Origin of the sequence: Jidongwangia harbinensis, from assembly GCF_020216025.1 — a bacterium.
In the GTDB taxonomy this organism is placed as follows: Bacteria; Actinomycetota; Actinomycetes; order Mycobacteriales; family Micromonosporaceae; genus Actinoplanes; species Actinoplanes harbinensis.
This window is the reverse complement of the sequence record NZ_JAIWNC010000032.1, coordinates 21801-41168: the sequence shown is the minus strand read 5'-3', so window position 1 is coordinate 41168 and position 19368 is coordinate 21801. Positions and strand designations below refer to the sequence as shown.

The following is a 19368-nucleotide window of genomic DNA, read 5'->3' as shown; positions in this document are numbered from 1 at the left end:
CGTCGCGGAACGGTTCGACCACGCCGGCCACCGCCCGGTGGGTCTGCCGGGCGCCCCAGGCACCGAGCACCGCGGCCACGATCAGCAGTCCCAGCCAGGCGGTCCCGGTCCACGGCCGGCCGCGGAGGAAGCCCTGGTCGACGGCCCGCGCCACGACCAGCCCGGAGAGCACGGCGGGCGCCGCCTCGGGTACCGACCAGGCGAGCAGCCGCCAGACGTCGCGGCGCCGGCTGCGCAGCGCCGCGGCCGCCTCGCGCCCCACCGCGCCCGGCCGCCTCACGACTGCTCCCCGGTGCCGAACACGGCGCGGTAGTCCGGATCGCTCCACAGTGCGCGGTGCGGCGCCACCGCGCGGACCCGGCCGTCGTCCAGCCACACCACGGTCGCGCACTGGGCCGCGGTGCTGACCCGGTGCGCGACGATCAGATGGGTACGCCGGCTCTCCCCGGTGAGCAGCCGCATGATCTCCGCCTCGGTCGCGGTGTCCAGGCTGGACGTGGCGTCGTCGAGGACCAGCAGCCGCCGGGCGTGCCAGGCCCGGGCCAGTCCGAGCCGCTGGATCTCGCCGCCGGACAGCGGCGTACGCGACAACGGGGTGTCCGCCCCGTCCGGCAGCAGCGCCACGAACGTGTCGGCGCGGGCGGCGCGCAGCGCGGCCGCCACCGTGGCGCCGTCCGGCCGGTCGTGCCCCAGGCCCACGGCCGCGCCGACGGTCGCGCCGACCAGCGTCGGCCGTTCGAAGGCGACGCCGATCTCCCGGCGCAGCGCGTCGGCGGACAACTCGCTCAGCGGCACTCCGTCCAGGCAGATCCGGCCCTCGTCCGGGTCGGCCAGGCGGGCGGCGAGCGCGGCCAGCATCGACTTGCCGGAACCGGAGCGGCCGACCACGGCGATCGGCCGGCCGGCCGGCAGGGTCAGGGTCACGTCGGACAGCACCGGTTCGCCCCCGGACCGGGCGGTGACGCGGTGGAAGGTCAGGGCGCCCGGACCGGCCGGCAGGCTCCGGTGGCCGAAGCGCGGGGCGGGACGGTCCAGCACCTCGGCGACCCGGCGGGATCCGGCGCGGGCCCGGGCCACCCGGTTGAAGCCGGCCACCAGGCCGCCGACACCGGCACCGAGCGCGCCGTACTGGATGGCGGCGAGCAACTCCCCCGGAGTGAGCCGGCCGCCGGCCATCAGCCAGCCGCCGACGGCCACCACGGACAGTTGCAGCAGCGGCCCGGCGAGCGTGCTCTGCCCGGCCGACCGGGCCAGGATGTGCCAGGTGTCCACTCCCGCGGCGGTGAGTTCACGCAGCGGGCGCAGGCAGCGGTGGATCTCGGCGGGCACGGTCGCCGCGGCGGTGATGGTGCGCCGGCCGGCGAGCGACTCGGACAACCGGGCCGCGATCTCGGCCTGGGCCCGCTGGTAGCGCAGCACCGCGTCGGAGGTGTCCCGCACGTGCCGGCGCAGCATCCCGGTGATCACCACGACCCCGGCGAGGTAACCGGCGATCAGCCAGCCGTCGAGGTACGCGAGCGCCACGATCGCACCGATCACCGGGATGGTGCTGACCGTGGCCAGGATGACCGCCACCCCGCCCTGACCGGCCTCCGCCGCGCCGGTGATCACCCGGCTCACCACATCGCCGTTGGCATCCGGGCGGTGGGAACCCAGAGCGAGGGTGTGCCGGACGAGTCGGCGGCGGAGGCCGGCGGTCCGCTCCGCCGGGGCCAGACCGGCGGCGAGGTCCCGCACCGGATCGGCCACCACCAGGATGCCGACCAGAACCAGGGACCAGGCGAGCCACCGGCCGGTCTCCCGGTCGGCGACGACCGCGTCGACCGTACGGCCGATGACCATGGGCAGGGCGAGTTCGGCCACTGCGGAGATGCCGGCCGCCGCGGCGAGCAGCGCCAGGGTGCAGCGGCGCGCGGTCGCGGGAGCCATAGGAATCTCCTGGGTCAGGGGTGGCACCACGCGGCCCCGGAGCGGGCTCTTGACCACGCTCCAGGGCCGCGCAACACCGCCGATCGATCGATTGGCGTCAGTTGCAGGTGGTGACGCTCAGCGAGCTGTCGCCGCACAGCAGCAGCGACGCGCGGCTTCCGCCACCGGTACGGTTCTCGGCGGCCAGTTCCATGCCCTGCAGGTCGAGAAGTGCCATGATGTTGCTCCTTCGTTAGTTCGGGGAACGGACTTCGGCTGGTTCGGGGATGAGATCAGTCGCAGGTGGTGACGCTCAGCGAGCTGTCGCCGCACAGCAGCAGCGACGCGCGGCTTCCGGTGCCCCCACCGGTGCGCTCGGCGGAAAGCTCCATGCCCTGCAGGTCGAGAAGTGCCATGATGGTTCTCCTTCGTTGATCTTGTCGTTCGGGGATGAGATCAGTTACAGGTCGTCACGCTCAGCGAGCTGTCGCCGCACAGCAGCAGGGAAGCCTTGCTGCCGCCCCCGCCACCGGTACGCTCGGCGGAAAGCTCCAGGCCCTGCAGGTCCAGAAGTGCCATGTCAGTTCACCTCCTTTCGTTGGCGTCGTCGGTCTCCACGTCGTTCGCGTGGGAGTTCATGGGCGCCGCTCCAGCAGCGGCAGCGACGCGGGCTGCTCGTGCCGGGCGGCGGCCAGCGACAGCAGGACGCCGGCGGTTCCGGTGCCGAGGTCCATGGACAGTCGCAGGAGTTGCTCACCGGGGAAGGCCAGACCGCCGCCGTACGGCAGGGCGTGCCACGCCAGCCGGGGGATCTGGGCGTCCAGGTCGGGCGCGGCGGCCGGGTTCCGCCGCTGGCGCATGGCGAGGTAGGCCACGATGCCGGCCCGCCCGGCGAACAGTCCGGGTTGGACGTACAGCGGTGAGCGGGCGGCCAGGTAGATCGACTCGGCGGCGCGGCGGAACTCGTCGTCCGGCCGGTGATCCAGATAGTGGTCCAGCACGATGCCGATGCCCAGGCTGCCCTCGGCCAGGTAGGGCATGGTGCGCCAGCCCTCGTTGACCTCCATCGCGCCGTCCGGACGGGTGACGCAGCGACGCAGGTCCTGCCGCAGCGCGGTGGCCGCCAGGTCGAGGTAGTCCGGGTCGGCGGTCTCCTCGTACATCCGCAGGAACAGCAGCGCCACACCGCTCGAGCCGCGGGTGAGGCCGGCGTGCGGGTGCTTCCCGCCGCTGGTCTCCGGCACCGAGTCGGGGCCGCCCAGACGTTCGCGGGCGATCTCCGCGGCGCGGATGCCGGCGTCGCGCAGGGCGGTTTCACCGGTCCGGCCGGCCAGGTGCAGCAGGTTCAGCCCGATGCCGGCGACGCCGCCGGCCAGGTCCGGGCCGAGCCCTTCCCAGCCCTCCTTCAGGCAGCGTTCGACGAGGTCCAGCGCGGGTTGCCGTTCGCCGAGATGATCCAGGACGTACGCCACCCCGTGCAGCCCCTCGAGGAACCCGTGCCGCGGATCGAAGCCCGGGTCGGCGGCGTGCTTGACCAGCCAGTCGACGTGCTCCGGCGGAACCTCCGCGCCGGCGGCGGACAGGGCGTAGAGCACGCCCGCCGCGCCGTAGGCGATGCCGAGTCCCCCGACCCGGAACTGCTCGATGTCGCCCGGGTACAGCCGGTCGTCCCGTTCCGGGGTGGCGCTGGCCAGGATGGCGCGGACCAGCGTGTCGCGCACTCGTGGCCAGTTCTCCGGTTCCGGGTCGAAGACCGACCAGTCCCGGGTTCCGGAGCGGGTCACCTTGGCGGCGTCCGTGCCCTCGATGACGGCGACGGATCGGTCGAGCAGCTCCCGGGGCACCGGGAAGTTGGCCGCGACGACGTCCGCGAGGTGGCGGGCCTTCGCCCGGTCCAGGCGCAGCAGCGGGGTCAGCGGCAGGAACAGGGCCACGGCGAGACAGGCGAGGGCGTACTCGTCGACGGCCGGCCCGACCCGTTCCCGTGGGGCCGCGAAGCCCTGGTTGCGCAGGCCGGGGCGGCGCAGGTCGGAGACCGGTGCGGCCACCTCGAAGTCGAGCAGGGCGATCCGGCCGTCCGGGCGCACCATGATGTTGAACATGTGCAGGTCGCCGTAGACGACGTCGCGCTCGTGCAGGGCACGCACCGCCTGCTCCACCTGGCGGTGGATGTCCAGGGCCCAGTCGGTGTACTCGCGCACCGTGGCCGCGTCCACGTCCGGGTCGGTGAGCGGGTACTTCTGCACGATGAGCCGGTTGAGCGGTTCGCCCTCCACGTACTCCAGCGCGATGAACTCGTGCTCACCCAGCGGGAACCGGTCGTGTACCCGGGGCGTGACGCCGGCGTCCGCGACGCGGTCGAGCATCTCCGCCTCCCGGCGCAACCGGGTGACCGCGTCGTCGCCGCGGCCGTCCAGGCCGGCGTACGGGCGGGCCTCCTTGAGCACCACCCGGTCACCGGTGCGCTGGTCCTCGGCCGAGTACAGACCCCCGGCGTTCGAGTAGTGCAGCACCTCGGTGACGCGGTACGGCAGGTCCGTCGTGGTCACCGCGTTGCGGGCGTCCAGGTGCGGCTGCAGGAACGCGGGCAGGGTGAGCCAGGGCGGCATGCTGAAGACCGCCTGCCGGCGGTCCGGCTCCAGGACACCGTCCGGGCCGACCAGCGCGGGCACCAGGTCGCCGTCGTCCGCCACGCAGTACAGGTGGGCGAAGGCGCCGTACCGGACGTACAGCGGGCCCTCGGCCCAGCGCAGATCGCTGAGGATGTACGGACCCGCCTCGCCGGCCAGAATCGCGCCGAGCTCGTTGAGGATGGTCTCGGCGGCGGCGTCGTCGACCGGATAGATGGTCACCAACTTGCCACTCGACGCCCGCGGCGAGTACTTCGAGTTGCGCATGAACAGAACCTGCGGGGACCGGAGGAACTTGAAGGAGATGCCGCGGGACACGCAGTAGTCCCACACCTTGTCCACGATGCGCTCGGCATTGTCCGGACAGCCGGAAGAATGGATCTTCCATCCCTGTCGGGGCAGGGCCGCGCCGACCGGACCGGCAATCAGCCAGTCGTCGTGCGCCTGGATGCGCCAGCCCTCCGGAAGCGAACGACGCGCCGCCGGAAAGTCGCCGGCCGAGCGCTGTTCGGTTGCGAGGGAGTCGTAGAACAGCGGGTCGGCGGCGCAGTAGGCGTCATATCGTCGGTCCACGTCCGTGCCTCCTTCATCGGTCCCCCACAATGCTGCCGAGGTCACGACGGCGGCGACAGTAGCCGATGTCAGTAGGTCGGTCGCATCAAGTCACACGGAATTGCTGACAAACGCAGCGTTTGACCGAACGCCGACTGGGCAACACGCGCCCGCCCATTTGATCAAGCGAAAAACTTTCGGTGACCCTGACTCTGCGATCTTCGGAGGAACGCGTTACGGTCCGAACAGGAATGACACCGATCGAAGGGTGGGAGCGCTCCCGTGTCGAGGGCAGAAGTGCCGGGCAGTACGGCTGGACGCCTGCTGTCCGCCGTATGGACGGCGCTTCGTCTGACCCTTCTGGCCGGCGTAGCAATCGTCGCGTACTGGCTCCTGAGCAGCGATCCGGCGTATGCCGACACCCCCGGCGACGGCGCCCGGTCCACCGTGACCGACCTCGTCGGCGGTGTCGCGGACGACGCCGGACGGGCGGTGGAGAAGGTACGACCCGAGCGGTCCGCCTCGGCGCCACCCGCCCGCAAGAATGCATCGACGGACGCGGGCACGTCCCGAAAGGGGGCGTCCGTCCGAAATGGCGCGACTGCTGGGAAAGACGCGACGGTCAGGACTGATTCCTCCGCCCGGAAAGACTCGCGCGCGCGGAAAGACTCGTCCGCCCGGAAAGACTCGTCCGCCCGGAAAGACCCGTCGGCACGGAAAGACCCGTCGGCGCGGAAAGCCACGAGCGAGCGGAAGAACTCGTCGGTGGGGTCGTCGGTTAGGCCGTCGGTTAGGCCGTCCGTCGGGAAGGGAACGTCCGCACGGAAAGACGCATCCGCGCGCAAGGAGTCATCCGCGCGGAAAGACGCATCCGCGCGGAAAGACTCATCCGTCCAGAACGGCTTGTCCGTCCAGAAAGGTTCGTCTGTCCGGAATGGGGCCTCGGGTCTGGCCGGTACCGCTGCACCGCGGGGCGGTCTGGCGTCGGTTCCGCAGGTCCGGAGCGGAGAGCCGGCGGAGCAGCTCGATGCGGTGCCCGGAGTGAATCGGTCGCCCGCGGCACATCCGCCCCCGAGGACCGACCTGCCGCCCGGAGCAGCCCTGCCGCCCGGAGCAGCCCTGCCGCCCGGAGCAGCCCTGCCGCCCGGAGCAGCCCTGCCGCCCGGAGCAGCCCTGCCGCCCGGAGCAGCCCTGCCGCCCGGAGCAGCCCTGCCGCCGGGACCAGCCCTGCCGCCCGGAGCAGCGCTGCCGCCGGGTTCAGCCTTGCCGCCGGGTTCAGCCTTGCCGCCGGGTTCAGCCTTGCCGCCGGGTTCAGCCTTGCCGCCCGCTCCGGTTGGATCCGTGGTGCCCGCAACCGGCGGCCGCACGCTGGTCCCGGCGGTCGACCGGGTCACCGTCCCGGTCACCCGGACCGTTCGCCGGCTCGTCGCCCCCACCACCCCGGCGGTGCACCGGCTCACCACCACTGCCGGCCGGCTACCCACCCCCGTCACGCCGGCGGTCCACCAGCTCACCATCCCCACGGCCGACCAACTCACCCCGGCCGTCGACCGACTCACCCGGCCCATCGACCACGTCACCCAGCCCGTCGACCAGCTCACCCCAGCCCTCGGCCGAATCACTGAGCCGGTCGATCGACTCGCCCCCGCCGTCAACCAACTCGCCCCCGCCGTTGGGCAGCTCATCCCCGCTGTCGGCCAACTCGCCCCGGCCGTCGGCCAACTGACCCCCGCCGTCAGGCAGCTCATCCCGGCCGTCGGCCCGCTCACCCCCGCCGTCGAGCAGCTCATCCCCGCCGTCGGCCGGCTGATCCGCCCGGTGACCGCGGTGGTCGAGCGGGCTCCGACTGTCCCCCTGCCGATCGAGAAGATCGTTCCCCGGGGCGTGCTACCGCCGCTGCCGGCCCCGGCGCCGGGAGTCCTCGTACCCACCGGAAGCACCGGCACCGGTGAGCCCGGCACACCCGGCCCCCAGATCCCGGCCCCGCGGATCCTGGTCCCGCAGGATCCGGCCGCGCAGGACGACCCAGGCCCAGCCGCCACCGCCAGCTTGGACGACCGTCCCGCACCGGCCGCCGCCGGCCGGCCCGGACTCCCCGGTCTGCCGGCCGTCCTGTCCCACCCGGCCGCCGACCCGGCCGCCACCGCCACGCCGTGCACCGACCCCGCGCGCGGCACGCCGGACACCCCGGGTGCGCACCGCACCACGGTGGCCTACCAGCCCGGCGACCCGTCCCAGCCCGGCGGTCCGTGGCCACGGTCGTCGCCGCACTTCGGTGTGATGACCTCGGGTGCCTCGTCCGGTGCCGACTCCTCGGGCGGTACCTGGGCCACCACGTCCGGCTCCTGGCATCCGGCGCTGTCCCGCGCCGGGGTCCGTACCGCCGGCGCCGAGCACCGGCCCGGGTGCCGGCCGGCCAGCGCCTCGCCCCCTGGCTGAACCTTCCGCGTCCGTTCAGGCACCGCACCGCCGAGTGTGCCTGCTCCGGACACCTTTGCCGCCTGTCCGCTGCCAGTCGATCCGTGAAGAAACCGGACGACCAGGCACAGCCGCAAACTTTGGAAGGAACTCAACCGTGATCAACATTATGGTGGTCGCCGATGCGCCGCTGTTACGTTCCGCTCTCGCCATGGCCCTGTCCTGTCCGGACGACCTGGAGGTGGTGGCGGACGTGTCCAGCGTGGACGTCACCAAGGAGCTGCTGCAGGACCTCCGGGTGGACGTCTTCATCGTCGATCTGGACACGCTGAGCGCCTCGGTGACCGACGCGGTCAACGTCATCACCAATCTGCAGGCCGACCCGGGCACCGTACTCGCCCTCACCACGGTGGCCGCTTCCAGCGCGTTCCGGCACGCCCTGGGCTGTCAGGTCCGAGCGTTCCTCAGCAAGGAGTGCCACGTCGACGACCTGCTCGCCGCGGTGCGGCGGGTGTCGGCCGGCGAGGGTTTCATCACCCCGGAGATCGCCGTGTCGGTGATGAACGCGCGGACCAGCCCGCTCACCCCGAGGGAACGGGACGTGCTGCGGCTGGCCGCCGAGGGCAGGTCGGTACGCGAGATCGCCGCGGCGCTGTTCCTCACCCCGGGGACGATCCGCACCTACCTGTCGACGATCACGCACAAGGTCGGGGCGCGCAGCCGGCTGGACGCCATCCGCATCGCCACGGAGGCCAACTGGCTCTGAACCGGCGCGGTACCCGGAACGGCGGCGGCCACCACGGCCGCCGCCAGGGCCGGCGCGCCCGCCGGCAGGTGGGCGGACGTCGGTGCGGGGCGGCGTGTCGCACCCCGTGTGGCCGCGGGTGGTGCGTGCGTGTGGTTCCGGCGCGCGGGCACGCCAGGCCGGAGCGGTGGGGCGTGCGGAGGTGCGGTGCATAGCGCACCACACCTCAACACACCGCGCCCGGCACCCCTGGGCGTGAGGATTTGCGGTACGCAGCGCACCAGACCTCAACACACCGCGCCCGGCACCCCTGGGCGTGAGGATTTGCGGTACGCAGCGCACCACACCTCAGCACACCGTGACCAGGGCCGGCGGTGAGCGCGGCGCGAAACGGGCTCATCGGGCACGTGGGCGGAAGTCGTGCGGTGGTGGTCGACCTGCCACCCGCTGTCCACTACATCCGGTGATACCGCATAGTGCTCAGAGCAAGGGGCTGCGATGAGGGCTGCCGCCCGACGGCCCTATAAGGGGCAATCGCGCTTCAAAATCTGCCTACGCCGCCAAGATCTGCCGCTGCAGAAGCCGCAAACCTCGCGTTTGGATCGGCCGGGCGCCGTGCGTCGCCCGGAATCGAACCACGTCCCGGCACCAAGTCGCCCGTCCAGCCACCACGCCCCGGCCACGACCGCGGACACCACACCCCGCGATACCCGCCCGGACACCACACCCCCGCGATACCCGCCCGGACACCACACCCCCGCGACGCCCGCCCGGACACCACACCCCGCGGGGCCCGCCCGGGGGGCGACGACTCAGAGGTCGCGTCGGGGTATGCGGCGCTTGACCGCCTTGGCCAGGCGCTTCGGCTTGCGCAGCCCGGCCACCTTGCGGATCGCCAGCACCAGCTGCATCGACCGCGAGTACTTGAGCTTGCGCAGTTCGTCGCGGATCGCCCGGAGCTGCTGCTCCCGGGTCTTCAGCGACTTGTCGCGGAAGCGCAGCGTCCGTTCCAGACCGAAGATGTGCCCGGCGAGTTCGGTCACCTTCTTGCGGTTCTCCTCGGCGTCCGCGAGGAGTGTCCGGACGTCCGGCTGCTCGGCCGCGACGTCGGCGGCCGCGGCCAGCGCGTCGGCGATCTCCCGGCCGCGCTTGAGCACGGCCGCGTCCGCCTCCACGCCGGACATGCCGAGCCAGGTGCTGACCAGGTCGTCGCCGTCGACCATCCATGGTGGCCACGGGTGCCGCCGGTGCGCGTGCACCAGCCGGTCCCGGAACCGGTGCCAGGCCGCGGCCAGCAGCTCGTCCCGGCCGGCCGGGTCGGCGGGGCGCCAGCCGGAGAAGCCGGAGGCGAAGCCGTCCCCGTCGACCTGCACGTCGTCGAGCGCCAGGATGCGGCCGTCCTCCGCCCACGCCCCGAACCGGGCGGCGAGGCGGCGGAACCCCGGCACGTCCTCCGCGGCGGCCAGGCGGAACAGCAGCGTCTCGGCCGACTCGGTGTCCGGCACCTGCGCGGCGACCAGCGCCGGGTCGAAGACGACACCACTCGTGGTCGTACCGTCGGCGGGCTGGAACCGGGTCTGCCAGGTCGCGTCGGTCAGGTCGGCGGCGAGGACGCCACCGCCGTAGGCGGCGTAGCCGGTGCGGGTGGTGCCGCCGCCGGTGCCGCACACCACGAGCCAGCCCGGCGCCACCGCGCTGAGCTGCCCGGCCCGGGCGGCCGCCGCGGCGCCGTCGGCGACCGAGGTCAGCAGCGGCGCGTGCGCGGCCGCGGCGGACAACCCGGCGGTGGCCAGCCGGGCCGCCGGACGACCGGGGCGGGTGCCCGCGGCGGCGGCGTCCCGCAGCAGCGTGTGCGGCAGCCCGGCCGGGTCGAAGCTGGCGTAGCTCGCGTGCACCGCGAGGCCCAGCCCGGTCAGCGCCTCGGCGACCTGGGCCGGCGACGTCGGCCGGTGGGGGTCGTCGTGCAGCGGGCGCCACTCGTCGTCGCCGTGGCGCTCGTCCAGGGGCCGACTGTCCAGCAGGCCGGTCAGCCCGAACTCGTTCTCGACGCCGACCACGACCAGCGCCTCCGGTGTGGCGAGCCGGCGCAGCAGGGCGGCCCGCTCCGGCCAGTCCAGGGCCGGCGAGTCGGCGCCCAGCAAGCGGTCCAGGCCGTCCGCGGCGAGCACCACGTCGAACGGCTCGGTCCCGTGGTCGACCAGGCCGTCGAGCGCCCCGGCCAGCACGGTGACCTCGGCACCGGCGAAGCGTTCGCGCAGCGTCGCGGCGTCGCTCACGGAACGGACCAGCACGGTGACGTGGGCGCTGCGCCCGGCCACCAGCTCGACCACGTCCGCGCCGTGCGGGCCGGCCACCAGGGTCCGGGACGCGGACTCCGGGAGCAGGTCGTCGAGGAACGCCCGCAGGACCGGGCCACCCGCCGGCTTGCGGTAGCTCTCGTAGTCGGTCCACGGCTGGATCTCGCCTCGGACGATCTCCGTGGGGTTCGGCTTGGTGTCAGTCACGGTGGTTCCAATCGAAGAGCATGCGCATCTCGGCCGGTGGCATCACGTACGCCCGGCCGAGTTCGTCGTCGGTGACGGCCCGTGCCGCCTCGAGGTCGATGTCCTTGCCCAGCATGTCGGGCCACAGCCGATGGATCCGGGACTGCCCGCCGAAGAGCGGATTGTCGCCTTCCAGTTCCATCGCGTCGCCGTACACGGCGGGCACGCAGCCGGCCGCGACGCCGTAGAAGATGGCGGTGCTCAGCCGGTTCGCGGCCACCCGCTTGAAGCCCCGGAACGCGGCCAGCTGCTTGTACAGGAACTCGCGGTCGGTGCCCTCGTAGTTCCAGCCGCGCTTGCCGAAGCAGATCACCTCGAAACCGGCCTCCTCGTACGCCCGGCGGATCTCCGGTTGTTCGTACTCGGTGTAGTAGAGGCTGATCGTGACCGGCTCGGTCTCGGTGTCCTTGATCTCGTCGATCAGCCGCGCGTGGTTCCCGGCGATCTTGCCGCTCATCCCCGCGGCCTCCCAGCCGTGGAAGAGGAACCACAGCGTGCCCCGGCGTTCGGGCACCACGCCCAGGTCCGGTTCGAGGTCCATCAGGTAGAGGAACGGTGCGCCGACCACGTGGTAGTCGCGGCGGCCGAGCGAGTGACCGCGCCGGCGCGGCGCGTCACTCCAGACGTACCGCCAGGCGCCGTCGAAGAACTCGTGGACCGGGTTCCAGCCGCAGCCGACGTTCCAGCCGTGCTGCAGGTAGCCGCGGATCCGGGGCGGGAACTCGTCGTCCAGGCCGCAGTAGCGGGCCAGGATGTGCGTCTGCCCGTAGTAGTGGTTGTGGTGGTGCATGACCGATCAGCTCGTCTCCAGGTGAAGGGTGCCCGCCCGCGACTGCAGGAGGCCCCGCCGGCCGTCACCGATCAGCGTGGCCGGGAGGCGGCTGAGCAGGAACGGCTCGGTCTGCACGGCGTACGGGGTGCCGTCGTCCGAGGCGAACAGTGTCCAGTCCGGCGTGCCGTCCTCCCCGTCGGCCGGCAGCAGCAGATCAGCGGTGTCCGCCTCGGCCACCCACCGGCTGCCGTCCACCTTAACCCGGCAGGGCACGTCGATGGCGTCGTCGGAGTTGGGCCGGAACCGGCGCCACACCAGCCCGTCGTAGGTCACGCCGGGCCACTGCGGACCGGACACCACGAGCGTCGACGAGGTGCCGTCGGTGGGGCTCTCGATCCGGTCCACGACGATCCGGACCGGTGCCTCGCCGAGGTTCGCGAACATCCCGGGCGACCGGGTGACGCTCAGCATCCGCCCGTGGTGCACCGTGGTCACCGCGTGGTCGAGACCGGTGATCAGCAACAGCCGCCGCCGGCTCCCGTCGTCGTGGTAGATGCTCGGCACCCGGTGGGTACGGCCGGTGAACGGGTCGTCCGCGTTCTCCTCGTCCACCAGGTCGTCCAGCCGGATCCGCGCGGTGAACGCGGCCCCGGTGCCGTCCGCCCGCAGGTCCAGCGGCACCCGGATGTAGCCGGACGACCGGGTCAGCCGCAGCTCCGGGTCGACCAGCTCGGCCGGCAGCCGGCCGGTGAACACCAGCTCGTCCGCGGTGAACTCGACGGTGGCGAGTTCCGGCTGGTCGACCAGCCGGCGCAGCATCAGGCGGCCGTCGCCGGCCCAGGTGGGCTGGATCCAGGCGTCGCCGACCCGCTGGCCGGCCGGGTGGCTGACGTTGCCGGCCAGGGTCCGGGTCAGCGGGCCGCGCCGGCGCAGGTGACCGTTGCGGAAGTCCACCGACAGGTGTGCGCCCTTCGGCGGCACCTCGGCCAGCAGCGACCGCGGCACCCGGGTGGTCCAGTCGACCAGGCGTTCCTCGCCGTGGGTGTCCCGGCCGGGGCGGCGCTGCACCGGCAGCCGGAACCGCCGGCCGCCGCTGATCAGCGAGATCCGCAGGGACGAGCGGTTCTCGGTGGGCACGTGGGCGATCTCCGCGGTGCCGCTGATCACCAGCTCGTCCGGCGTCCAGGTGATCTCCGACGCCCGGGTCCGCAGGGCGAGTTCCTCCCGGGGCAGCCGGTAGACCCGCGAGGGTACGCCGGAGTGCCCGTGCAGGCCCGGGTAGCGGTTCTCGTACTGCCACGGGAGCACCGGGTTGCGCTGGGCGCGGGCGCCGCCGGCCAGACCGCCCTCGGCGCGGAACCGGGCCAGGCGCTGCAGCAGTTCGACGTCGCCGGTCTGCAGCGCGTAGTACTGCAGCCGCTCGAACGTCCGCACGTCGCCGAGCAGGTCCTGGTCCAGGCGGCGGCTCAGCCGGCGGCCGAGTTCCAGCAGCGGCCGCAACTCGTCCTCGGGCGCGGTGGCGAAGGCCTGCACCACGGTCGCCATGTCGGTCAGGGCGAGGTGGCGGTGCACCTCGGCGCGCAGTTCCGGGGCCCGCTTGTCGATCAGGTCGAAGACCATCTCGGCGGACGTGACCCGGTCGTGCAGGTTGGCGTACTGGAACTTCTGCTGGGTGATCGACTCGCCGGACTCCCGCTCACGCCAGTAGTAGACCGGGGCGGAGATGCAGTCCACCGTGATGGCCTCGATGTGCCCGCGCAGGGTGACCGGATAGTCCTCGTACCGGATCGCCGGGAACGCAAAGCGGAACTGGTCCCAGAAGCTGCGCCGGTAGACCTTGTTCCACACCATGCGGTCCAGCGCCAGCGCCGGGTAGTCGAAGACGTGGGTGGCCGGGCGGTCCTTGGCGAACGGGATCCGGTGCACGTACGACTGGCGTACGCCGCTGGTGTTGTTGAAGCGCCGCGCGTTGCCGGCGGCCAGCGACGACGCGGTCTCGTCCAGCGAACGGATCATGAGGTCGTACGCATGGCGGCTGACCAGGTCGTCGCTGTCGACGAACGTCAGGTACTCGCCCTGACTGTGCTGCACGCCGGTGTTGCGCGCCGGACCGAGTCCCTGGTTCTCCTGGGTGACGATGCGGAACCGCGGGTCCTGGTCGCAGAACGTCCGGGCGATCTGTGCACTGCCGTCCCGGGAGCCGTCGTCGACCAGGACGACCTCGAAGTCACGGAACGTCTGCCGGGCCAGGGAGTCCAGACAGGCCCCGATGTAGGGCTCGACGTTGTAGAACGGGACGACGATGCTGAGCCGAGGATTCACCGCGCTCCCCGGTCGGGTCCCGACCTGTCGGGCAGCCGATCGGCAGGGGGTGTGGGACCACGGTGAGCGACGTCGTCGCAACGCGCGTGAGACAGCATTGCACCAGTTCCATCAGGGGAATGATTCCGGTTCGGGGGCATCCAGAACTGCGCCCACGACGGGACGGATAATAACAGGTGACTGCTCGTGAACCGGGCGTCACAGGCGCCGCGGGCCCGGGCCGGGAGAGCGAGCGGTGTCATTGCCGATCAGGCTCGGACGAGCCTCGCCGCCGTGTCACGATGAGCGACATGACCTTGGTGAGGACGGTCCGGCTGTGCTTCGGTGACCGGTCGCGGGCGGCCACCACACACACCAACCTGTCCGCGGTCCGCGCGGACGGGCAGGTGCTGTGGATCGCCGGTGACGAGACGGCGACGGTGGAACGCCTGGTCGCCGACGACCCGGACCGGCCCGCGGAGTACGCCGACGAGCGCACCTTCCGGCTCGCGGACTTCGTCGCGCTGCCCGGCGCGGACGCCGACGAGGAGGCCGACATCGAGGGCCTCGCCCGGACCGGGCACTTCCTGTGGGCGGTCGGTTCGCACAGCCTGCGCCGCAAACGGATCAAGTCGCACCACGACGGCGCCAAGGCGCTCCGCCGGCTGGCCCGGGTCGAGGGGCAGGCCAACCGGCAGATCCTGGTCCGGTTGCCGATCGCCGAGGTGGACGGGCTGCCCACCCCGGTACCCGAGATCGTGGTGGACGGCCGGCGGCACCGCGCCGCCGCCCTCGGCCCCCGTGACGACCTGCGCCGGCTGCTGGGCGGCGACGAGCACCTGGCCGCGTTCGTGCCCATCCCGGGCAAGGACAACGGTCTGGACGTGGAGGGCATCGCGGTCCGCGGCGAACGGGTCTACCTGGGCCTGCGCGGGCCGGTGCTGCGCGGCTGGGCGTTCGTGCTGGAGCTGCGGCCGTACGTGGACCCGGACGAGCCGGACCGGCTGCGCCTGACGCCGTTCGCGGACGGGCGCCCGTACCGTAAGCACGTTCTTGATCTGGACGGCCTGGGCGTGCGCGACCTCTGCCCGGCGGGCGACGACCTGCTCGTGCTGGCGGGACCGACGATGGACCTGGACGGGCCGGTCCGGATCTACCGGTGGCACGGCGCCGGCCGCGCCGAGAGCCCGGCGGTGGTGCGCGGCGCCGCGCTCACCCGTGAGGTGGAGCTGACCTACGGCGAGGGCGACGACCACGCCGAGGGCCTGGGCCTGATCGGCGACCCCGCGGACCGGCAGGCGCTGATCGTGTACGACAGCCCGGCCGCGGTCCGCCTCACCGCCGACGGCGCCGTGGTGGCCGACCTCGTGCAGCTGCCGTAACCAGCCATGACGGCACGTCGTCATGCCGACACAACGGCGGAACGGAGGGACGAGCGGCGGGACCATGGCGGTGGGAGGTGAGCCGTCGTGACCCTGCTGCTTCCCGGCGCCCGCCCCGCCGACCAGCCCTGGCTGGTGTATGAGGACGCCACGCTCCGCGACCAGCCGGCGCTGCACGTCCTGATCGCCGGGGTGAGCGCCTACCCGCATCTGCCCGGTTTCGGCGCACCCCCGACCGAGGCGGGTCTCGGCATGCGGCAACTCTCCTCGACCGCCCTGTCCGCGTACCTGATGCTCGACTGGCTGCTGCGCGCCGCCGCCGAGCAGCGCCTGTGCCGGCCGCTCGGCTCGGTGCGGATGCTGCTGTCGCCGCAGGTGGCCGAGGCCGACGCCACCGAGCAGCCGGCCGGCCGCTTCGTCGCGCCGCCGGTCGACGAACTGCTGCTGCCGGGTTGCACGTTGCCGGCGTTCGTGGCGGCGGCGGCCGCCTGGCGGGACAGCGCGAAACGGCACCCGGACGGCGCGACGCTGTTCTATTTCGCCGGGCACGGCATCCAGCGCACCCGCGGCGACCAGGTGCTGCTGATGGAGGAGTTCGGTCGCGGCGGCCCGCTGGCGCTGCAGGCGGTGGACGTCGGCACGCTGCGCAACGGAATGGCGCCGTACGCCGGCGACGGCCACTCGTCGTCCGCCCGGCCCGGCATCGCCCGTACCCAGTTCTATTTCGTCGACGCCTGCCGGAACACGCCGTCGCGGGTGCTGTCGCTGGAGGATCTGCGCGCCACCCCGGTCTTCGACGTGGAGCGCAGCGACCTGATCGACGACCGGCAGGCGCCGGTCTTCTACGCGTCCATCCCGGCCGGCGTGGCCCAGGCCGTGCCCGGTCAGCAGACCCTGTTCAGCATCGCGTTGCTGCGCTGCCTCGGCGGGGACGCCGCGGAGGCACCCGACCACTCCGCGGAGGGCCGGCGGGCGGCGCAGTGGCACGTCTCGTCGTTCTCGCTGCAGAAGGGCCTGGCCATGCGGATGACCGAGGTGAACCGGCAGTACGGCGGCCAGCAGGCGATCATCGCAGACGGTTTCACCGGCAACGCGGTGCTCTGCTACCTGCCGGACCGGCCGGTGGTGCCGTTCGAGGTGCTGATCGAGCCGGACCAGGCGGTCCCGTGCACCCGGATCGTGGTCCGGGACGACCGGGACCCGGCTACGGCCCGGGAGATCCCCGCGGCGGGCGCCCGGTTCGCCGTACCGACACCGCCGTTGCGCGCGGGGTACTACCACTTCTCCGCGGTGGTGCAGCCGCCGACCCCGCCCTATCAGGACTGTCCGGGCGAGCCGTACCTGGTCGAGCCGCTGCGCCCGCGGGTCTGGAAAGCGAGGATGTCCGCATGACCGGGCCCGTCCCGGCGCCGGGGTCCGGCACCGGAGAACTCCGCATCGAGACCCGCTTCCACAGCGAGGCGCTGAACCGGCTCGCGGTGCCGGTGGAGATCCGCGGCGCCGACCTGTCCGTGGTGGGGCACGCCCTCAGCGGCCAGACCGTCGGCGGACTGGACCCGGGCCGGACGTACTACGTGTCGGCCCAGTTGCCCGGCGGGCACCTGCTCACCCGCGAGGTGCTGATCCCCGCGGACGGCGACCAGCCCGGCGTGGCGGTGCTCGAGCCGTCCCCGTCCGCCCAGGCGGCGGACCCGGCCGACGAGGTGGCCCACTTCATCGGTACGCCGGCCCACACGCTGCTGCCGGCCGCCCAGCCCGGCGGCGCTCCGTGGCACTCACCGGCCGCCGTGATCGTGCACGCGCCGGCCGCCACCGCGGCGGAGGCGGCGATGGTGCTGGAGTCGCTCGGTGCCACCGGCCCGGCCACGGCGGACGTGCCGGGCGACGCCGTGGCCGCCCTGCTCGGCGAGTACGCCCGGCTCGACGCATCGGCCGAAGCGGTGCCCGCCGCACCGCCCGCGGTGCTGCCGGACGCGCCCCCGGCGCCGGTCCGGGCGGACGCCGGCGGACCCACCGAGGTGCAGGTCCGGATCTTCCGCGGCAACGCCCTGACCTCCGAGGTCGTGCCGCAGCCGGTGGCCGGGCTGCGGGTCACCGCGCGGCACGCCAACGCGGTGCGGATCGGCGTACCCGGGGCGGACGGGTTGTGGTTCGTCCAGGTGCTGCAGGCCGGCCGGCCGGGAGTCAACGTGGCGCTGCCGGTCTCCCGGCACTTCGGCTGCGACGTGCTGTTGTCGGTGCTGCCCGGCGACGCCCCGGACGCCGTCTCGCTGGACGTGCACATGGCCGACGTGGACGCCAACGCCCTGCTCCGCTATCAGGCGCTGGGGCTCGCCACCGAGGCCGCCACCAGCGTCGCCTCGCCGGACCCGGCGGCCGACCTGCGCCGGCTGCTGGCCGGGAACGGGCACACCGACGCGGTCGCGGCGGTGGTGCGGGGGTACGCCCTGCTGCGGCTGAACCGGGTGGCCGAACTCGACCCGTTCACCGAGGTGCTGCACCACCGGTTCGACTGGTTGCCCGACGGCGCCGCGGTCCGCGGTGAGTACCTGGCGCGGATGGGCCGGCACGCCGAGGCGGTGGTGGCGTTCCTGGACGCGGTCGACCGCGGGCTGCCGCTGTTCAACGAGGGCCTGAGCACCATCGTGGACCGGCTCGGGCTGTACCTGACCACCCGCGACGGGCTGCTGACCTCGGCGCAGGCCGAGCGGATCCGGGGCGTGCTGGCGTTGCTGCAGCGCTACTGCGGAGTCACCGACATGCGCAAGATGCTGGTCCGGTTCACCGGTCTCACGCCCTGCGCGCCCGGCCTGGACCTGGTGCCCGCGCTCCGGCCCGGCGACGACGCCCCGACCCGGATGACCCTCACGTTCCCGCTCACCACGCCGCCCTCGCCGTCCCTGCCGGGCGGCCCGGCCGATCGCGCCGAGGAGGAGACCATGGACGTGCTCGCCGATCTGTCGGCCACCGAGCAGCGGTTCGCGGACCGGACCGCGGAGCGGACCCGCACCGAGCAGCGGATCGCCGAGGTCCGCCGCGGCGAACGCAGCGTGCTGCAGGTCGACGACCCGCAACGGGTGGCGCTGCGGACCCAGCGCGTGCTGGCGCAGCCGGTGGTGCGCGAATCGCTCGGCGGCGTACCGGGCGGGCCGCTGGAGTCGCTCGGGACGGTGGCGCACGACCGGTTGCTGGAGCGGGTGATCGGCGGCGACAACCTGCTCGGCGTCGCGTTCCTCGAACTCGGGTCGGCCGTCGCGCACAGCGTGGGCCGCATCCACATCCGGGACCAGTTCTCCGACCGCGGATTCGGTACCGGGTTCCTGATCTCCCCGCGGGTCCTGCTCACCAACAACCACGTGTTCCCGACCGCGGCGTCGGCCCGGTTCTCCCAGGTCGAGTTCCGGTTCGAGAACGGCGTGGACGGCCGGCCCCGCACCACGTCCCGGTTCGACCTGCAGCCCGACGCGCTCTTCCTGACCCACCGGGAACTCGACTTCAGCGTGGTGGCGGTGAGCGAGCAGTCCCGCGCCGACGGCGGGCCGCCGCAGCCGCTGGCCCGGTTCGGCTTCAACCGGATCAGCCGGGACCAGGGCAAGATCCTGCTGGGCGAGTCGATCAACATCGTGCAGCATCCGGACGGACGGCCGAAGCAGGTCGCCCTGCAGCAGAACGAGCTGGTCGACCGGCTCGACGACTTCCTGCACTACCGCACCGACACCGCGCCGGGTTCGTCCGGCTCACCGCTGTACAACAACCAGTGGGAGGTCGTCGGCCTGCACCACTCGGGTGTGCCGGAACGGAACGCGGACGGCGCCATCATGTCCGTCGACGGCACGCCGTGGACCGCCGCGATGGGCACCGCCAAGATCAAGTGGACGGCCAACGAGGGCGCCCGGATCAGCAGCATCATCGCCTGGCTGGAGTCCGCGGCCGGCACCGTGCCGGAGGAGCCGGGCCGGCTTCTCCGGGAGGCGCTGAGCCCGCCGACCGAGGCGGTCCTGCCGACGGCCCCCCGGCTCGGTGAACAGTCCGTGGCGGCCCCGGCCGCCACGCCGGAGATCACCGTCACGGTGCCACTGCACATTACCGTCCGGGTGGGCGGCGCCGGTTAGGCGCC

General features: G+C 73.0%; 13 protein-coding genes. 5 read left to right on the top strand and 8 right to left on the bottom strand.

The genetic code is table 11. From position 1 onward, the window contains the following. Positions 1-276: 276 nt before the first annotated feature. The 5 genes from LDL48_RS31615 to lanKC form a co-directional block, all read right to left on the bottom strand. Positions 277-1929 carry an ABC transporter ATP-binding protein gene (locus tag LDL48_RS31615; protein ID WP_225258791.1) on the bottom strand — a complete coding sequence of 551 codons (1653 nt, stop codon included), beginning with the start codon at positions 1927-1929 and terminating at the stop codon, positions 277-279. Positions 1930-2026: 97 nt separating this feature from the next. Then, complete coding sequence (locus tag LDL48_RS31610) at positions 2027-2146, bottom strand: SapB/AmfS family lanthipeptide (protein WP_225258790.1); 120 nt, start codon at positions 2144-2146, stop codon at positions 2027-2029. A gap of 55 nt (positions 2147-2201) precedes the next feature. Next, positions 2202-2324 (bottom strand): SapB/AmfS family lanthipeptide, encoded by a 123-nt coding sequence (locus tag LDL48_RS31605; RefSeq protein ID WP_225258789.1) that lies wholly within the window; start codon positions 2322-2324, stop codon positions 2202-2204. A 40-nt stretch (positions 2325-2364) separates the two neighbouring features. Further along, positions 2365-2487 (bottom strand): SapB/AmfS family lanthipeptide, encoded by a 123-nt coding sequence (locus tag LDL48_RS31600; RefSeq protein WP_225258788.1) that lies wholly within the window; start codon positions 2485-2487, stop codon positions 2365-2367. Between the two features lie 56 nt (positions 2488-2543). After that, the gene (lanKC, locus tag LDL48_RS31595; protein ID WP_225258787.1) at positions 2544-5111 is read right to left on the bottom strand and encodes a class III lanthionine synthetase LanKC; all 2568 of its coding nucleotides are present in this window, start codon (positions 5109-5111) and stop codon (positions 2544-2546) included. Positions 5112-6431: 1320 nt separating this feature from the next. On the opposite strand from lanKC, the gene LDL48_RS44275 reads away from it, so the two are divergent. Continuing rightward, a complete protein-coding gene (locus tag LDL48_RS44275) occupies positions 6432-7529 on the top strand; it encodes a hypothetical protein (protein WP_272493106.1) in 1098 nt (365 codons plus the stop codon). 136 nt (positions 7530-7665) lie between these two features. Beyond that, complete coding sequence (locus tag LDL48_RS31580; RefSeq protein ID WP_225258784.1) at positions 7666-8274, top strand: response regulator transcription factor; 609 nt, start codon at positions 7666-7668, stop codon at positions 8272-8274. 791 nt (positions 8275-9065) lie between these two features. Here the strand turns inward: LDL48_RS31580 and LDL48_RS31575 are convergent. From LDL48_RS31575 to LDL48_RS31565, 3 genes are read right to left on the bottom strand one after another with little or no spacing between them, the layout of a single operon-like run. Next, positions 9066-10757 carry a hypothetical protein gene (locus LDL48_RS31575; RefSeq protein WP_225258783.1) on the bottom strand — a complete coding sequence of 564 codons (1692 nt, stop codon included), beginning with the start codon at positions 10755-10757 and terminating at the stop codon, positions 9066-9068. Beyond that, positions 10750-11586 (bottom strand): hypothetical protein, encoded by an 837-nt coding sequence (locus LDL48_RS31570; RefSeq protein WP_225258782.1) that lies wholly within the window; start codon positions 11584-11586, stop codon positions 10750-10752. Before LDL48_RS31570 ends, LDL48_RS31575 begins: the two co-directional genes overlap by 8 nt. Positions 11587-11592: 6 nt before the next feature. Then, positions 11593-13890: a glycosyltransferase family 2 protein gene (locus LDL48_RS31565; RefSeq protein ID WP_225258781.1), complete on the bottom strand. Its 2298-nt coding sequence runs from the start codon at positions 13888-13890 to the stop codon at positions 11593-11595. A gap of 290 nt (positions 13891-14180) precedes the next feature. Between LDL48_RS31565 and LDL48_RS31560 the strand changes: the two genes are divergently transcribed. From LDL48_RS31560 to LDL48_RS31550, 3 genes are all read left to right on the top strand, one after another. Beyond that, on the top strand, positions 14181-15251 hold the full coding sequence (locus LDL48_RS31560; RefSeq protein WP_225258780.1) for a DUF3616 domain-containing protein: 1071 nt from the start codon (positions 14181-14183) through the stop codon (positions 15249-15251). A gap of 87 nt (positions 15252-15338) precedes the next feature. Continuing rightward, a complete protein-coding gene (locus LDL48_RS31555; RefSeq protein WP_225258779.1) occupies positions 15339-16643 on the top strand; it encodes a hypothetical protein in 1305 nt (434 codons plus the stop codon). Beyond that, positions 16640-19363 carry a trypsin-like serine peptidase gene (locus LDL48_RS31550; RefSeq protein ID WP_225258778.1) on the top strand — a complete coding sequence of 908 codons (2724 nt, stop codon included), beginning with the start codon at positions 16640-16642 and terminating at the stop codon, positions 19361-19363. Before LDL48_RS31555 ends, LDL48_RS31550 begins: the two co-directional genes overlap by 4 nt. Positions 19364-19368 lie beyond the last annotated feature (5 nt).

Bases quoted from the DNA above. Each gene is read 5' to 3' on its own strand.
- LDL48_RS31570 (WP_225258782.1), bottom strand. From the start codon at position 11,586: ATGCACCACCACAACCACTACTACGGGCAGACGCACATCCTGGCCCGC.
- LDL48_RS31605 (WP_225258789.1), bottom strand. From the start codon at position 2,324: ATGGCACTTCTCGACCTGCAGGGCATGGAGCTTTCCGCCGAGCGCACC.
- LDL48_RS31560 (WP_225258780.1), top strand. From the start codon at position 14,181: ATGACCTTGGTGAGGACGGTCCGGCTGTGCTTCGGTGACCGGTCGCGG.
- LDL48_RS31600 (WP_225258788.1), bottom strand. From the start codon at position 2,487: ATGGCACTTCTGGACCTGCAGGGCCTGGAGCTTTCCGCCGAGCGTACC.
- LDL48_RS31615 (WP_225258791.1), bottom strand. From the start codon at position 1,929: ATGGCTCCCGCGACCGCGCGCCGCTGCACCCTGGCGCTGCTCGCCGCG.
- LDL48_RS31550 (WP_225258778.1), top strand. From the start codon at position 16,640: ATGACCGGGCCCGTCCCGGCGCCGGGGTCCGGCACCGGAGAACTCCGC.
- LDL48_RS31610 (WP_225258790.1), bottom strand. From the start codon at position 2,146: ATGGCACTTCTCGACCTGCAGGGCATGGAACTGGCCGCCGAGAACCGT.